Raw genomic sequence first — 15,825 nt, forward strand, 5'->3', positions numbered from 1 at the left:
TCGCCCCGGCCCGTCCATTTTTCTCTGGAGACGCTTCATGGCTCACGCTCACGGTGCATCGGCGCAACCCCGTGCCGCTTCGCCTAACCGCTGGCGGGATGTGTTGGCCGGGCTGTCGATTGCCGGTTTGCTGTTGCCCGAGGCGGTCGCCTATTCAAGCATCGCGGCGTTGCCGCCACAGGCCGGGGTGATTGCGCTGTTTGCCGGTCTGCTGTGCTATGGGCTGTTGGGCACCAGCCGTTTCGCCATCGTCTCCGCGACCTCGTCCTCAGCGGCGGTGCTGGCTGCCGCGACCGCCACGCTGGCCAACGGTGACCCAGGCCTGCGTCTATCCCTGGCGATCGGCCTGGTGTTGGTGACCGGTGGTTTCTTCCTGCTGGCCGGGCTGTTCAAACTCGGCAGCGTGACCTCATTCATCGCCAAACCGGTGCTGCGCGGTTTCGCGTTGGGACTGGCCGTGACCATCATCCTCAAACAAGTGGCGACCATCGTCGACGTGCACTTGAGCAATGGCAACCTGATCCGGTTCCTGCCGCAGTTGCTGGAGCAGTGGCCGCAGTGGAACAAGGTCGGCGCGCTGGTCGCGGCGGTGGCGCTGCTGGTGTTGTGGTTGTGCGCGCGGTTCAGGCGTTTGCCCGGCGGCTTGTTGGTGGTGGCGCTGGGCATCGCGGCTGGCCAGTGGCTGAACTTGCCGGCGTACGGGGTGAAGCTGATCGGCGTGATCGATCTGAGCCTCGACGTTCCCCATCTTCCGGTGTTGCCGTTCGCCGATTGGTTGCGCCTGGGTGAATTGGCGTTTGCCATGGTGATGATTCTGTACGCCGAATCCTACGGATCGATCACCTCGTTCGCGCTCAAGCATGGCGACCGGGTGTCCTCGAACCGTGACTTGCTGGCACTCGGCGCGGCCAATCTGCTGTCGGGCCTGTTTCATGGCATGCCGGCGGGCGCCGGTTACTCGGCGACGTCGGCCAATGAGGCGGCGGGTGCCGAGTCGCGAATGGCCGGCGCGGTAGCGGCGGCGGTGGTGTTGCTCATCGTGTTGACTGTATTGCCCTGGATTGCCCTGACCCCCGAGCCGGTGCTGGCCGCCATCGTCATTTTTGCCTTGGCGCGCGGCCTGAGCCTGCAACCATTGGGGCGTTATTTCATCTGGCGTCGCGACCGCCTGCTGGTCATCTGCGCGGTGGCGGCGGTGCTGGTATTGGGCGTGTTGGACGGCTTGCTGGTGGCGGTGGTGATCAGCGTGGTGCTGATGTTGAAGCAGATGTCGTCAGCGGATATTCAGGTGCTGGGGCGGATAGGTGGCGGTCATGATTTTGTCGACGTGCAACGCCATCCCGAGGCTCAGGAAATACCCGGCGTGCTGATCGTACGGCCGAGCGAGGCGCTGTTTTTCGCGAATGTGGAGCGCATTCTGGGCGGTGCGTTGCGCCTGGCCCGGCATGCCGATGCGCCGATTCATACGATCATTCTCAGTCTCGAAGAGTCGCCGGATCTGGACGGCACCAGCATCGAAGCGCTGGAAGCGTTCTTTTTGCAGGTGCGGGCCGAGGACAAGTTGCTGATCCTGGCGCGGCTCAAACACGAGGCTAAAGCGGTGTTGTTGAAGTTACCGACGCGGGAACTGGATCAGGTAATACTCAGCGGTTTGAGTGTCGACGGCGCGGTGCAGCAAGCCCTCAACCCCACGGCATAACCCTTGTGGGAGCGGGCATAAAAAAACGCCGCTCATCTCACGATGGGCGGCGTTTTTTATTGCGTTGCAGCGTTAAGCTTGAACTACCGGGATGTTGGCGTTCGCAGCCGCTTCACGGAACTCGGCAATCTGGTCGAAGGACAGGTAGCGGTAAACATCAGCCGCCATGCTGTCGATCTTGCCAGCGTATTCCATGTACTCCTCGACGGTCGGCAGGCGACCCAGGATGGACGCCACGGACGCCAACTCAGCCGAAGCCAGGTAAACGTTCGCGCCGTCACCCAGACGGTTCGGGAAGTTACGGGTCGACGTCGACACCACAGTCGAGTTCGGCTCTACACGTGCCTGGTTACCCATGCACAGCGAGCAGCCTGGCATTTCCATGCGCGCGCCAGCCTTGCCGTAGATGCCGTAGTAGCCTTCTTCGGTCAGTTGGTGAGCGTCCATCTTGGTCGGCGGCGACAGCCACAGACGGGTTGGCAGCTGACCCTTGACCTGATCCAGCAGTTTACCGGCAGCGCGGAAGTGACCGATGTTGGTCATGCACGAACCGATGAACACTTCGTCGATCTTCTCGCCAGCAACGCTGGACAGCAGACGGGCGTCGTCCGGATCGTTTGGCGCGCAGAGCACAGGCTCTTTGATGTCGGCCAGGTCGATTTCGATGATTTCAGCGTATTCGGCGTCAGCATCGGCAACCATCAACTCAGGGTTGGCAACCCAGGCTTCCATCGCTTGAGCACGACGTTCCAGAGTACGTGCATCGCCGTAGCCTTCGCCGATCATCCAGCGCAGCAGCGTGATGTTGGAGTTCAGGTACTCGGTGATCGACTCTTTCGACAGCTTGATGGTGCAACCGGCAGCCGAACGTTCAGCCGAGGCGTCGGACAGCTCGAAAGCCTGTTCGATGCTCAGGTTGTCCAGGCCTTCGATTTCCAGGATGCGGCCGGAGAAGGCGTTCTTCTTGCCTTTCTTCTCAACGGTCAACAGGCCAGCCTGAATCGCGAAGTAAGGAATGGCGTGAACCAGGTCACGCAGGGTGACGCCCGGTTGCATTTTGCCTTTGAAGCGCACCAGGATCGATTCCGGCATGTCCAGCGGCATAACGCCGGTGGCAGCAGCAAACGCAACCAGACCGGAACCGGCCGGGAACGAGATGCCCATCGGGAAACGGGTGTGCGAGTCACCACCGGTACCGACGGTGTCCGGCAGCAGCATACGGTTCAGCCAGCTGTGGATGATGCCGTCGCCCGGACGCAGGGACACGCCGCCGCGGGTCATGATGAAGTCTGGCAGGGTGTGGTGGGTGGTCACGTCGATCGGCTTAGGGTAAGCCGCGGTGTGGCAGAAGGACTGCATCACCAGATCGGTCGAGAAGCCCAGGCACGCCAGGTCTTTCAGTTCGTCACGGGTCATAGGACCGGTGGTGTCCTGGGAACCGACGGTGGTCATCTTCGGTTCGCAGTAAGTACCTGGACGAACGCCTTTGCCTTCTGGCAGGCCGCAGGCCTTGCCGACCATTTTCTGTGCCAGGGTGAAGCCCTTGCCGGTGTCGACAGGTGCTTCAGGCAGCTTGAACAGGTCGGTAGGACCCAGGCCCAGCTCGGCGCGGGCTTTGTCGGTCAGGCCGCGACCGATGATCAACGGGATACGGCCGCCAGCACGAACTTCGTCCAACAGAACCGGGGTCTTCATCTGGAAAGTGGTCAGGACTTCGTCGGTGCCGTGTTTGCAGACTTTGCCAGCATGCGGGTACAGGTCGATCACGTCGCCCATGTTCATGTTGGTGACGTCGAATTCGATCGGCAGTGCGCCGGCATCTTCCATGGTGTTGTAGAAGATTGGAGCGATCTTGCTGCCGAAGCAGAAACCGCCAGCACGCTTGTTCGGCACGTAAGGAACGTCGTCGCCGAAGAACCACAGCACCGAGTTGGTCGCCGATTTACGCGAAGAACCGGTACCGACCACGTCGCCGACGTAGGCGATCGGGAAGCCGCTGTTGCGCATTTCTTCGATCTGCTTCATCGGACCGGTAACGCCTTGGGCGTCAGGCACGATGCCTTCACGGGCCATTTTCAGCATGGCCAGGGCGTGCAGCGGGATGTCCGGGCGGGACCAGGCATCCGGGGCAGGGGACAGGTCGTCGGTGTTGGTTTCGCCGGTGACCTTGAACACGCGCAGGCTGATCTTGTCGGCCAGCACAGGGCGGTTCTTGAACCACTCGCCGTCAGCCCACGATTGCAGCACGCCTTTGGCGTGAACGTTACCGTTCTTGGCTTTTTCAGCGACGTCGTGGAAGGCGTCGAACATCAGCAGGGTGTGCTTGAGTTCTTTGGCAGCGACAGGCGCCAGTTCGGCGTCGTCCAGCAGGTTGACCAGCGTGACGATGTTGTAGCCGCCTTGCATGGTGCCGAGCAGTTCAACAGCGCGTTTCTTGTCGATCAGAGGGGAAGTGGCTTCGCTTTTGGCCAGAGCAGACAGGAAGCCCGCCTTTACATAGGCTGCTTCGTCCACGCCAGGCGGAACGCGATTGGTGATCAGGTCAACGAGGAAAGCTTCTTCGCCAGCCGGGGGATTTTTCAGCAGCTCGACCAGGCCTGCAGTTTGTTCGGCGTTAAGCGGCTGGGGAACGATACCCAGTGCTGCACGCTCTTCGATATGTTTGCGGTAGGCTTCAAGCACAGTTATTACCCTCATCAGTGGTCCCAAATGGGTGTCCGGGACGCTCATCCCGAAATTGCCGTACTCATGCGCTGCATGGCGTTGTGCGCCACTTAGCCAGAATTACCGACAATTCCTTACAGAAGCTGCTTTCAAAGTTTTACGCCTGCAGAACGGGAGCTGATGAGGGTTGGCGTTGGGCTTTTCCCCGCTGGAAAAACCCCTCGCCAACACCGCTCTGAAGGAACGACTGTGCTCGTGACGCTTTGAAAACAGCTTCTAACGGACATTGGCGCCTTAAAAGGCTGGCTGATTCTACGGCAAAAAAAAATTAAAGGTAAGTCAGGGTCTATTGGACTTTGGTGGCGGACCGCGTTGCTGGGCCAATGTGTGCGAGGCAAGGCGCGGGATGCCGCCCATGGTTGTTCCCTTGGCAAATCCTGCAACGCAGCCTCGCGCACATTGGCACGCAACCCGAAGGGACGGTGCCCGCTTGGTGCAGGGCTGCGTTGCTCGGAACTTATTTGGAACAACCAAACCACGTTCCTCGCGCCTTGCCCTGCACCAAGCGGGCCTCCGTCGCGGCCGTCACCACAGTCCAATAGACCCTGAGCCCTTTAACTTTGAGGGGTGATCAATGTTAGACAAAGGGCTAACATGCCGGCCTGTTCTGCTTTCCCGTGTTCTCCTGACCTATGCCCAATCAGACCATCAAGACCCCCTGCGTCGGCCTCTGCTCCACTGTTTACGGTGATCTGGTGTGCCGTGGCTGCAAGCGTTTCCACCATGAAGTGATCAACTGGAATGGTTACAACGAGGAGGAAAAACGTGCGGTTTGGCTGCGTCTTGAGCTGCTGTTGTCCCAGGTGATGGCCAGCAAACTGGAAATTTTTGATCCGCAGCGCCTTCGCCAGCAGCTTGAGCAGAGAAAGATCCGCTTCGTGCCGCATCAGTCGGAATATTGCTGGGCCTATCAGCTGATCGCCCGTGGTGCGCGGGTGATCAATAACCTGGAAGCCTACGGAATGGTGCTGATGCCGGAGTTTCGCGACTGGAACCTGCCGGAGTTGCGGGACGCGATAGATCGGGAGTTCTTTTTGCTCTCCGAGGCGCATTACCAGCGCTACATTGCGCCGGGGTTCCTCAAAGACGCGTTCGGCGGTTGAATCTTAAAAGCTTCGCGGGCAAGCCTTGCTCCTACAGGTTTTGTGTTGATCACACCCGTTATGCACGACACAAAACCTGTAGGCGCGAGGCTTGCCCGCGAAGGCGTCCTGCCTGACACCACACATCTCAATGCTGGGTCACGATCTCCTCCAGATGATCCATGATCGTATCCGGCTTGAGCACCAACACATCGCTCTCCACCGCATCCAGCACCACTTCCGCCGTATTGCCGATCAACGCCCCTGACAACCCGGACCGCGCGACAGTACCAATCACCGTCACTGCCGCACCCAGCTTGTGCACCATATAGGGAATCAACACATCCGCCGGACCTTCTGCGATATGCAGGTGTTCATCGTCGATATCGAACTCGGCCTGAAACGATTTGCACTGTTCGCGATAACGCGCTTCGATGGTTTCGCTGAGCTGTAACGTCGGATCAGCCGCCGACAACATCGGCGACGGATGGGCGCTGACGACATGCAACTGGGCCTTGGCCAGGCTGGCGATATCGAAACCGTGATCGACGATGCAGGCGTGCAAGGTGCGGTGCTCCCCATCGGTATTGCCCACGTCGATCGCCGCCAGAATCACTCCACCGGCCCAGGGCTTCGAGGTTTTCACCAGCAGCACCGGCGTCGGGCAATAGCGCAGCAGTTTCCAGTCCGCCGGGGTCAGCAGGGCCTTTTTCAGCGGGCTGTCGGGGTAGTGCTGTTTGACCACCAGCCCACAGCCTTCGGCCTGCTGCACATCGACGATGGTTTCGTGCAGGCTTTCGTTCCAGGCCTGCTCGGTGGTGACGCTGTAACCGTCCTCGATCAGGGCGGCCTTGAGCACGCCCAACATGCCGCTATGGTCATGCTTGCGATCACAGACCAGCAGGTGCAGATGAGCCTGGGTCACGCCGGCAATCAGTTTGGCCCGCTTGAGCGCCAGGCTTTCCGAGTGTTCGGGTTCTAGAACTACCAGGATGCTGCGAATGGCTTGCATGATCGGGACCTCCATGAAGTAAAAAATACTGCGTTGGACAACTATAGTTGCTGGTCGCGCATTCGGGACTTGATGCATATCAACGGTTGGCGACTGGTGGTCTGCCGGCAGGCCGGTATAATCGGCGCCCTTCGTTTTGAACCTCTTATCCGTGAGCCCCATGATCCTTCCCGAAATCCACGAGTTCCTCGGCTGCCGCACGCCCGATGGCTGGGTCCAGGCCGCGCTGGCCGATCAGGAAACCCTGCTGATCGACCACAAGAACTGCGAATTCAAGGCGGCCAGCACGGCGTTGAGCCTGATTGCCAAGTATCACTCTCACGTCGACCTGATCAACCTGATGTCGCGCCTGGCGCGGGAAGAGCTGGTGCACCACGAGCAGGTCATGCGCCTGATGAAAAAGCGCAAGATCGAGCTGCGTCAACTGTCCGCCGGGCGTTACGCTTCGGGCCTGCGCAAAGTGGTGCGTAGCCACGAGCCGGTGAAACTGGTCGATACGCTGGTGGTTGGCGCCTTCATTGAAGCGCGCAGTTGTGAACGTTTTGAGGCGTTGGTGCCGCATCTGGACGAAGAACTCGGTAAATTCTACTTCGGCCTGCTGAAAAGCGAGGCCCGGCATTTCCAGGGTTACTTGAAACTGGCCTACCAGTACGGTGACGCCAAGGACATCGCCCAGGTGATCGACCGGGTGCGCGCCGCCGAGCAGGAACTGATCGAATCGCCGGATGTTGAATTCAGATTTCATAGCGGTGTGCCAACCGCTGCCTAGTTGCTCTCACAGGCCCCATCGCGGGCAAGCCCGCTCCCACAAGTATTGCGCTGAACCCTGTAGGAGCGAGGCTTGCCCGCGAAGAGGTCATCAGCACCAGTGCCGATAAACGGACTTAACAGCTCAACCCCAGGCGCTCATGCCACTCGGCAATGGATTCTTCGGGGTAGGCATCGAACTGCTTATCGCCAGGCTGCAGCTCTGCTTCGACCCACGGCGCCTTGGAATCCAGCAGCAAATGCGTGTGTTCCGGCGGTACCGGCAACGGCGTGTCGATGGCCGAGGCAAACGGGTGAATCAGCTCCGGCCATTCCGGGCTGAACAGCCATAAACCCGAGCCACACACCGAGCAGAAATGCCGCTCGGCCGTGCTGCGGTGGGCGCGTTGAGCGCCGTCATCCTTGAGCAGCGCATGGTAAATCGCAATGTGCTTGCGCCCGCGCACTTTCAGGCTGTTGGCGTCACCCGCAATATTGATCGCATAACCGCCACCGCCCTGGGTCTTGCGGCAGATCGAGCAATAGCAGCGCTGGTACGGATAGGGGTGAGCACTGGTCAAACTGAACGACACGGCGCCGCAGTGGCAGGAACCTTCGAGCTGCATGGCAACCTCCGACGGGGCTTGGGCTTATCCAGACAGCCTAGACCGGTACCAGAATCGCATCACCCGTTGCCACCAGTTTCAATTGATCACCGGTTTGCGCGAACAGCTCGGCGCGGGCAAACACCTGCTTCTTGCCGGCCTTCACCACCCGACCCCGGGCGATGAACACTTCACCGACGGCGGGGGCCAGGCAGTTGACCGAAAAATGTGCCGCCAACACGTTACCGGCAACTGTTCCCGCCGCAAACCCGCACGCCGTGTCGAGTAGCGCGCCGATCAACCCGGCATGCAGGTAGCCTGCGTACTGCGCCATGTCGGCTTCGCGAAACGCCATTGTCAGTTCGGCTTCACCGCTCTCGGCGCGAGTGACTTCGAAGCCGGCCCAGCGGTTGAAGGCTGAGGTTGAGTTGATCTGTTTGAGTGTGTTGAGCATGGCGAATCCCTCCGGTTGAAAGGGCAACATGCGCCGGGTTTGGGGGGAAGTCATTGTTCATAAGTGAGGCTGATGAGACTGGATGTGTGGTGGCTGTGCTGGCCCCATCGCGAGCAGCCTCGCTCCCACAGTTGATCTGTGTCGTTGACAAATCCCCTGTGGGAGCGAGCCTGCTCGCGAAGAACGATGACACGGTCCCACTGGACGCCCACCGCCCGCCGGGTCAGCATGTGCGCCTCGCAACCGGGGTCTCAATTGATGCGACGTCTACCTTCACTGGCAGCACTCAGAACCTTCGAATGCGCCGCCCGTCACGCCCACTTCGGCCGGGCAGCGGCGGAGTTGTGCGTGACCGACAGCGCCGTCAGCCACCAGATTCGCCAACTGGAAGAGCAACTCGGCGTGTCGCTGTTCATCCGCGAAGGCCGGCAGATACGCCCGACAATGGCGGCCGGACGCCTGATGCAGAGTTTGCAGCAGGCGTTCGAGCTGATCGGCGACGCCTGCGACGAACTGCGCGACCCGTCATCCCTGGCGGTGTTACGCCTGGCAGTCACCGCCGAACTCGCGCAAAAGTGGTTGATGAGCCGTCTGGTGGACTTTTACGCACGCTATCCGCACATCACGTTGCACCTCTACGAACAACCGATCGACGCCACGGCGCCGGGTGAAGACATCGACCTGGCGATCACCTACGGCACCGGCCCGGTGGACAGCAGCGCGTACTTCGTCCGGCCGTTGCCAGCGTTGCAGTTCTTCCCGGTGTGCAGCCCCGGACTGTTCAACCAGGGCACCCTGAAAACCCCGAAGGACCTGGCGCGCCACTGCCTGCTGCACGACGATCAGGACGGCAAGACCTGGACCGCCTGGCTCACCAGCCATGCTGGCGATCAGCGCCCGGAACGGCAGCTGTATTTCGCCCACGCAGGCCTGGCGCTGGAGGCGGCGGCCCAAGGGCAGGGCGTGGCGATGGGTGACAACCTGACGGCTCAGGAAGATTTGCTCAGTGGTCGGCTAGTCCGGCCCTTCACCTCAAGCATGACCGCGTTGGGCCAATACGCGCTGGTGTGCGAGCGGGTGCGGCTGGAACGTCCTGCTGTGGCGCAGATGCTGGAATGGTTCAACGATCAGCTGAGCGATTGATGAGTTGAATTCAAGTATTCCGAAATAATCATCGTTGGCGAGCCGGGCGCTCACGCACTTAGCCTGTGGTCATTCCAATCCCCGCTGATGAGGTTTGACCATGGCACGTTTGCTCGACTCCACCCCGAAACGCGACGGCTTTCGCTTGCCCGGCGAATTCGAAACCAAGTCCGGTTGCTGGCTCGGCTGGCCGGAGCGCACTGACGTCTGGCGCAACGGCGCCAAGCCTGCGCAGAAAGTCTGGGTGCAGATTGTCACCGCCATTGCCCAAAGCGAACCGGTCACGGTGTGCGCTTCCGCCGCGCAATTCGCCACCGCTCGCCGCCAGTTGCCACCGCACGTGCGGGTGGTGGAAATGACCTGCAACGACACCTGGTTCCGTGACAGCGGGCCGTGCTTCGTGGTCAACGACGACAGCGGCGAAGTACGCGGCGTTGATTTCGAGTTCAACGCCTACGGTGGCCTCGACGGCGGCTTGTACTACCCGTGGGACAAGGACGACCAGATCGCCAGCAAGATCCTCGAAATCGAACGCTTCGACCGCTACCGCGCGCCGTTGATTGCCGAACTGGGCGGCATCCAGAGCGATGGCCAGGGCAGCATCCTCACCACCGAACAATGCCTGCTCAACCGCAATCGCAACCAGCATTTGGGCAAGGACGAAGTCACGCGCCGGCTCACCGATTACCTCGGCGCCGAGCAGATCATCTGGCTGCCACGGGGCTGCAAGTTCGATGAAACCGACGGCCACGTCGACGATCTCGCCTGCTTCGTGCGCCCCGGTGAAGTGGTGCTGCAATGGACCGACAATCGCGATGACCCGCAATGGGAAATCTACCAGGAGGCCTACGACATCCTGCGCAGCACCCGCGACAGCCGTGGCCGCGAGTTGATCGTGCACAAGTTGCCGCAACCCGATGTGCTGGAATGGACGGCCGAAGAGGCCGAAGGGCTGGACCAACTCGACAGCACCCATGCGCGGCAGGCCGGGACCCAAATCTGCGCGTCGTACATCAATTACTACGCCGGAAACAGCTCGATTGTGGTGCCGCTGTTTGGCGATCGCCATGATCAGGCGGCACAGGCAACCCTGGCCGAACTGTTCCCGCAGCACACAATCGTCGGCATCGAAAACTCCCGGGAAATCCTCCTCGGCGGCGGCAATGTCGCGTGCATCACCATGCCGCAATACGCTGGTAAAGGAGAGTGATCATGGGCCTGCACAAACTGACTCAAGCGTTATTGCTGGTGCTTGCACCCCTGTGTGTGCAGGCCGCCGACACCGCCAAACCGGTGGTGAATCTGTACATCTGGGGCGAGTACCTGGCCCCGGACACCTTGAAGAATTTCGAGCGCAAAACCGGCATCCACGTGGTGGCCGACCATTCCGACTCGCTGGAAACCGTCGAGACCAAACTGCTCACCGGCCGCAGCGGCTACGACCTGGTGCTGACCGCCGGGCAGCATTTGTCCCGGGCGATCCAGAGCGGGGCGATCCAGGCGTTAAACCCGCAACGGCTGCCGCATTTTGCCGGAGTTGGCGAGGAGTTTCGCCAGCACATGGCCGTGTTTGATCCGGGCAATCGTTACGCCGGGATCTATGCCTGGGGCACCACGGGTGTTGGCTATCAGGAGGAAGCGGTGAAACAGCGCCTGCCCGATGCGCCAAGGGACAGTTGGGCGATGCTGTTCGACCCGGCGGTGGTGGCGAAATTCGCCGATTGCGGGGTCAGTTTGCTCAACGACCCTAACGAGGTGTTCGCTGCGGTCATGAAGTACATGGGGCTGGACATCAATCGGCAGAACCTCGATGACCTGAAACTGGCCGAGCAACAACTGGCGAAGATCCGGCCCTACATCCGCTACTTCGACAACGACTTGAACATCAGCGACCTGGCCAATGGCAACACCTGCGTCGCCATGTCGTGGAACGGCAACGTGGCGATTGCGGCGGGGCAGGCAGACGCGGCGAACAAGCCGTTCACGCTGAGTTACCGGATACCGAAAGAGGGCACGCTGATCTGGTTTGACGCCATGGTCATTCCCAAGGATGCACCGCATCCCGAGGCTGGATTGGCGTTGATGGATTACTTGATGACGCCTGAGGTGATTGCGCCGATTACCGACACCATTCATTACGCCAATGCGATTACGGCGGCGGATGGGTTGATTGATCCGGCGATTCGGGATGATCCGGGGACGTATCCGTCGGCGCAGGTGCGGGCTTCGTTGTACAGCAAGAATGACAATGGCAAGGCGTTCAACCGGGCGCTGATTCGGGCGTTCAGTCGGTTGAAATCGGGGTTGTGATGGGTTGGATGTGCCGGCCTCTTCGCGAGCAAGCCCGCATACACATTGGTTTTGTGAACGCCAGAAATCCAGTGTGGGAGCGGGCTTGCTCGCGAAGAACGATAACGCGGTCTACTTGCCCGTCATCCGCCACAAATACCACGACGCCACCGTCCGATACGGACTCCACGCCAACCCGATCTCGATCATCTGCTTGCGCGTCGGCTGTAGCTCCAGCCCCTTGAGCCGCCGATACCCCTCACGCACGCCAAAGTCGTCGGCCGGCAAAATATCCGGCCGCTCCAGGCTGTAAATCAGCAGCATTTCCACGGTCCAGCGACCCACGCCGCGCAAGGTGATCAGGCGCTCGATCAGCGCCTCGTCATCCATGGCCAGCGCCGTGGCGTAATCCGGGACGACGCCGTCCAGAGCCGCCTGAGCGATCCCTTGAATGGTCGCAATCTTGCTGGCGGAAAACCCGCAAACGCGCAGCCGCTCAACATCTGTGGCGACGATCTGTTCCGGCCGGGGAAACCCGCCCGTTGGGAACAACGCCAACAGCCGGCCGACAATCGCATCCCCGGCCTTGGCATGCAGTTGTTGGTAGGCAATCGCCCGCACCAGCGACTCATAGGGATCACGCGCCGCATGGGGCTGATGCAGGCACGGGCCGATAGCGGCGATGTGGCGTGCCCAGTCCTCATCGATGGACGATAGAAATTGGCTAGCGGGCAGATAGCGGTCGGGCATGGGCTCAGATGTTCCCGGACTGTGCCAGCAGGGCGTTCACTTCGCCATAGGTGAAGGCCTTGAGCTCGCGGGTGTCGAACGTGCCTGTTTCCAGGAAACTCCTGGTCACTGTCGCCATCGCGCCATACAGAAACTCGGCAATGCGAGAACCCGCGCTCAACCGGCGTACCCCGAGTGCCTTCAGCGCTTCAGGCGATGGCAGGCCCGGGAGTCCGAGAACGTTGACGGGCAACGGGGTGCCTTGGCACAGCGCCGCGATCTCGTACTCGGCGGTGACGCCGGCCGCAAACAGCCCATCGGCACCGGCGGCTTGATACAACGCCGCACGCTTGAGTGTCTCGGCCACGCGGTCTTCGGCGGGTACCAGGCCCTTGAGGTAGACATCGGTGCGGGCATTGATGAACAGCTTCACGCCGCGACGTTCGGCCACCTGACGCGCGATTTCGATCTTGCGCACCAACAGCTCGGGCGGGGACGCGCCGTCCTCGATGTTGATCCCGACGGCGCCGGCGGCAATGACCGCATCAAGGACTTCGGCCACCCGCGCCAGGTCATCGGAATAGCCGGCTTCGATGTCCACGCTCAACGGTACGGTGATCACTCGGGCGATGGACTCGACCGTCGACACCAGGCGTTCGAGGGGCAGGGCGTTGCCGTCCTGATACCCGTGAAGCCAGGCCACTGCCGCACTGCTGGTGGCCACCGCTTTGCAGCCCAGTTGCTCGACCAGCCGCGCCCCGGCGGCATCGGCGACGTTGGTGAGGATCAGCAAGCCCTCGTGGTGCAACTGCCGGAATTGCGTGTCGAGCGTGTCCATCAAATGTCCTTTCTTATGACCTTTTGAGAAAACCGAGGGTGATCAGAATGCGAGTTGTTGCGTGAGCTGAACCGCAGCGTTTTCCAGCCTGAGCAGAAACGCCTTGCGCGGTTGCCCTCCACCATAGCCGGTCAACGAGCCGTCCGCACCGATCACCCGGTGACAGGGCACGACGATCGAAAGGCGGTTGTGCCCGTTGGCCAGGCCCACCGCGCGGCTGGCGCCGGGCTTGCCCAACAGCGCGGCGATGGTGCCGTAGGTGCTGGTCTGGCCGTAAGGGATTTTCGCCAGTTGCGCCCAGACCTGCCGCGCGAATTCGCTGCCGGGCAAGTGTAGTGGAACATTGAACTCGGTGAGTTTGCCGGCGAAATACTGCGCCAGCTCCGCTTCAATCTGCTGCAGATGCCCGTTATGCCCCGGCGCTACCGCATAGCCATAACGGTTCTGCAATGCTTCGATTTCGCGGGTCAGCGCCGGCCGGTCAAGAAACTCCAGCAGCACCAACCCGCGACGTTCGGCCATGGCGATCATCGGCCCCAACGGCGTGGTCAACCGAGTGAACAGCAACGGCTCGCTGTTGGCGGCGCGGCCGGGAGTGATGTTGAAGGACTTTTGAAACGCATCGCGAAAACCGCTGAGGGATTCATAACCCGAGTCGTAGGCGGCGTTGTCGATCGATTCGCCCTGTTTGATCCCGCCCAGCGCCATGCCGAGGCGCCGGGTGCGCAACCAGGCATGAAAGGTCATGCCGAAATGCTGTTTGAACCACCGCCGCAGTTTCAGCGGCTCGATGCCTTCGGCCAGCAATTGGGCATCGGTCCAGCGCTGCTCGGGATCGGCGTCCACCGACTTGAGCAACTTCTGCACCCAGTCCGGCGCGATGGCCGCGGCGTCCAGCGGCTTGCAGCGCAGGCAGGCGCGATAGCCTGCGGACATGCATTCATCGGCGTGGGCGAAGAACTCGACGTTCTCCGGCTTCGGTTTGCGCGCCGTGCAACTGGGGCGGCAGAAGATGCCAGTGGTTTTGACCGCAGTAAAGAACACCCCCTCGTAGGCGGTGTCTCGTTCGAGCATGGCGCGAACCATCTCGGCGTGGGGTGGAAGCACAGCGTTTTGTAGGTTCATGGGCTGAGCATAAGACGCGAAGGCCAAGGCCTCCACCGGAAAATCGACAGGGAACTCCAATGTGTGCGGGCTTGCTCGCGAAGGGGCCGTAACATCCGACATCAATATTGACTGTCAGGGCCCTTTCGCGAGCAAGCCCGCTGCCATATAGAGTTGTGGTGTTCAGGCCCGGTGCGTCAGATTGACCGTTGATTGACCCGTTTCGAGAGCTCTTCGGCGCTTTCCTTGCGTTCAGAATAACGGTCCACCAGGAACGCCTCGCGACCCCGTACCAGCAACGTGAACTTCATCAGTTCTTCCATCACATCCACCACCCGGTCGTAGTACGAAGAAGGCTTCATCCTGCCTGCTTCGTCAAACTCCATGAATGCCTTGGGCACCGAGGATTGATTAGGGATGGTCAACATCCGCATCCAACGGCCCAACACCCGCAGTTGATTGACCGTGTTGAACGACTGCGAACCACCGCAGACCTGCATCACTGCCAGCGTCTTGCCTTGAGTCGGACGGACGGCGCCCATGGTCAGGGGAATCCAGTCGATCTGCGCCTTGAACACCGCTGACATCGAGCCGTGGCGTTCCGGCGAACACCAGACCTGGCCTTCGGACCAAAGCACCAGCTCGCGCAGTTGCTGGATTTTCGGGTGGTCGCTGGGGGCGTCATCGGGAAGCGGCAGGCCGCTAGGGTCGAAGATCACCGTCTCGGCGCCGAGTAAACGCAGGATCCGCGCCGCTTCTTCGGTGAGCAGGCGGCTGAATGAGCGTTCGCGAGTGGAGCCGTAAAGCAGCAAGATGCGTGGTTTGTGGGTGCTTTCGTCAGGAGGCGTCAGCAATTCCAGGTCCAGGTTGGGCAGATCATCGTTCATCACAGGGCTCCGATGCGGTCCAATTCGGTTTTCAATTCGGCGTCCGACAGGTTGTTCAGATCCAGGGCGAAGAAAGCTGCAAAGCGTGTCTTGATCGTTTCGACGGTGCTGTCGAAAGCCGCCTGGACTTGTTGTTCGGTGCCGTGGACGTCCGATGGATCGGCCAATCCCCAGTGGCTTTTGATTGCCGGGCCGAAGTACACAGGGCAGGCCTCTCCGGCAGCCTTGTCGCACACAGTGATGACGATATCGGGCGGGGAATCGGCAAAGCCCGAGGAGTCTTTGCTATAGAGGCCTTCGGTCGAAATGCCGAGGGTATGCAGCGTGTGCACGGCTTGCGGGTTGAGCCGGCCGCTGGGGAAGCTGCCGGAGCTCACCGCTTCAAGACCTGCGGGGGCCAAGTGATTGAACAGCGCTTCGCTCAACACGCTGCGGCAACTGTTGGCGGTGCACATGAAGAGAATTCTGGTGGGGGCAGGGCGTGCGTTCATCGGAGCGACTCATATATATGG

At 60.9% G+C, this 15,825-nt stretch carries 15 protein-coding genes; 6 read left to right on the plus strand and 9 right to left on the minus strand.

Translation table 11 applies throughout. The features are described from left to right. The first annotated feature begins 37 nt into the window (after positions 1 to 37). A complete protein-coding gene (locus ACA057_RS14760) occupies positions 38 to 1,699 on the plus strand; it encodes a SulP family inorganic anion transporter (RefSeq protein ID WP_497349511.1) in 1,662 nt (553 codons plus the stop codon). Between the two features lie 72 nt (positions 1,700 to 1,771). On the opposite strand, the gene acnB is transcribed toward ACA057_RS14760, so the two are convergent. Continuing rightward, positions 1,772 to 4,381, minus strand: coding sequence for a bifunctional aconitate hydratase 2/2-methylisocitrate dehydratase (gene acnB / locus ACA057_RS14765; protein WP_497349902.1), 2,610 nt, complete (start codon positions 4,379 to 4,381; stop codon positions 1,772 to 1,774). A gap of 674 nt (positions 4,382 to 5,055) precedes the next feature. On the opposite strand from acnB, the gene ACA057_RS14770 reads away from it, so the two are divergent. Next, entirely contained in the window at positions 5,056 to 5,526 is a 471-nt protein-coding gene (locus ACA057_RS14770) for a DUF1289 domain-containing protein (protein ID WP_497349513.1), read from the plus strand. Between the two features lie 127 nt (positions 5,527 to 5,653). Here ACA057_RS14770 and uspL read toward each other — a convergent pair whose 3' ends face one another. After that, a complete protein-coding gene (gene uspL / locus ACA057_RS14775; protein WP_497349515.1) occupies positions 5,654 to 6,517 on the minus strand; it encodes a universal stress protein UspL in 864 nt (287 codons plus the stop codon). A 160-nt stretch (positions 6,518 to 6,677) separates the two neighbouring features. Here uspL and ACA057_RS14780 point away from each other — a divergent pair, with 160 nt between their 5' ends. Beyond that, positions 6,678 to 7,286, plus strand: a complete 609-nt coding sequence (locus ACA057_RS14780; RefSeq protein ID WP_054615108.1) for a MiaE family protein — start codon at positions 6,678 to 6,680, stop codon at positions 7,284 to 7,286. A gap of 115 nt (positions 7,287 to 7,401) precedes the next feature. Here the strand turns inward: ACA057_RS14780 and ACA057_RS14785 are convergent, their stop codons facing one another. Continuing rightward, complete coding sequence (locus ACA057_RS14785) at positions 7,402 to 7,890, minus strand: GFA family protein (protein WP_497349517.1); 489 nt, start codon at positions 7,888 to 7,890, stop codon at positions 7,402 to 7,404. 37 nt (positions 7,891 to 7,927) lie between these two features. Further along, positions 7,928 to 8,323: a PaaI family thioesterase gene (locus ACA057_RS14790; RefSeq protein WP_401365072.1), complete on the minus strand. Its 396-nt coding sequence runs from the start codon at positions 8,321 to 8,323 to the stop codon at positions 7,928 to 7,930. A gap of 258 nt (positions 8,324 to 8,581) precedes the next feature. Between ACA057_RS14790 and ACA057_RS14795 the strand changes: the two genes are divergently transcribed. The 3 genes from ACA057_RS14795 to ACA057_RS14805 all read left to right on the plus strand — a co-directional run bounded on the left by ACA057_RS14795 (position 8,582) and on the right by ACA057_RS14805 (position 11,776). After that, the gene (locus ACA057_RS14795; RefSeq protein WP_497349519.1) at positions 8,582 to 9,466 is read left to right on the plus strand and encodes a LysR substrate-binding domain-containing protein; all 885 of its coding nucleotides are present in this window, start codon (positions 8,582 to 8,584) and stop codon (positions 9,464 to 9,466) included. 100 nt (positions 9,467 to 9,566) lie between these two features. After that, positions 9,567 to 10,676 carry an agmatine deiminase gene (gene aguA / locus ACA057_RS14800; RefSeq protein WP_497349521.1) on the plus strand — a complete coding sequence of 370 codons (1,110 nt, stop codon included), beginning with the start codon at positions 9,567 to 9,569 and terminating at the stop codon, positions 10,674 to 10,676. A 2-nt stretch (positions 10,677 to 10,678) separates the two neighbouring features. Next, positions 10,679 to 11,776, plus strand: a complete 1,098-nt coding sequence (locus ACA057_RS14805) for an extracellular solute-binding protein (RefSeq protein WP_497349523.1) — start codon at positions 10,679 to 10,681, stop codon at positions 11,774 to 11,776. Positions 11,777 to 11,887: 111 nt separating this feature from the next. Here ACA057_RS14805 and ACA057_RS14810 read toward each other — a convergent pair whose 3' ends face one another. The 5 genes from ACA057_RS14810 to ACA057_RS14830 all read right to left on the minus strand — a co-directional run bounded on the left by ACA057_RS14810 (position 11,888) and on the right by ACA057_RS14830 (position 15,804). Continuing rightward, positions 11,888 to 12,505: a DNA-3-methyladenine glycosylase family protein gene (locus ACA057_RS14810; protein ID WP_497349525.1), complete on the minus strand. Its 618-nt coding sequence runs from the start codon at positions 12,503 to 12,505 to the stop codon at positions 11,888 to 11,890. Between the two features lie 4 nt (positions 12,506 to 12,509). After that, positions 12,510 to 13,322, minus strand: a complete 813-nt coding sequence (locus ACA057_RS14815) for an isocitrate lyase/PEP mutase family protein (RefSeq protein WP_497349527.1) — start codon at positions 13,320 to 13,322, stop codon at positions 12,510 to 12,512. A gap of 42 nt (positions 13,323 to 13,364) precedes the next feature. Then, the gene (locus ACA057_RS14820) at positions 13,365 to 14,447 is read right to left on the minus strand and encodes a bifunctional transcriptional activator/DNA repair enzyme AdaA (protein ID WP_497349529.1); all 1,083 of its coding nucleotides are present in this window, start codon (positions 14,445 to 14,447) and stop codon (positions 13,365 to 13,367) included. A gap of 176 nt (positions 14,448 to 14,623) precedes the next feature. Further along, the gene (gene arsH, locus ACA057_RS14825) at positions 14,624 to 15,313 is read right to left on the minus strand and encodes an arsenical resistance protein ArsH (protein WP_497349531.1); all 690 of its coding nucleotides are present in this window, start codon (positions 15,311 to 15,313) and stop codon (positions 14,624 to 14,626) included. Then, the gene (locus tag ACA057_RS14830) at positions 15,313 to 15,804 is read right to left on the minus strand and encodes an arsenate reductase ArsC (RefSeq protein WP_497349533.1); all 492 of its coding nucleotides are present in this window, start codon (positions 15,802 to 15,804) and stop codon (positions 15,313 to 15,315) included. Before ACA057_RS14830 ends, arsH begins: the two co-directional genes overlap by 1 nt. Positions 15,805 to 15,825: the final 21 nt, after the last annotated feature.

The sequence above is a fragment of the Pseudomonas sp. LBUM1661 genome, from assembly GCF_059695925.1.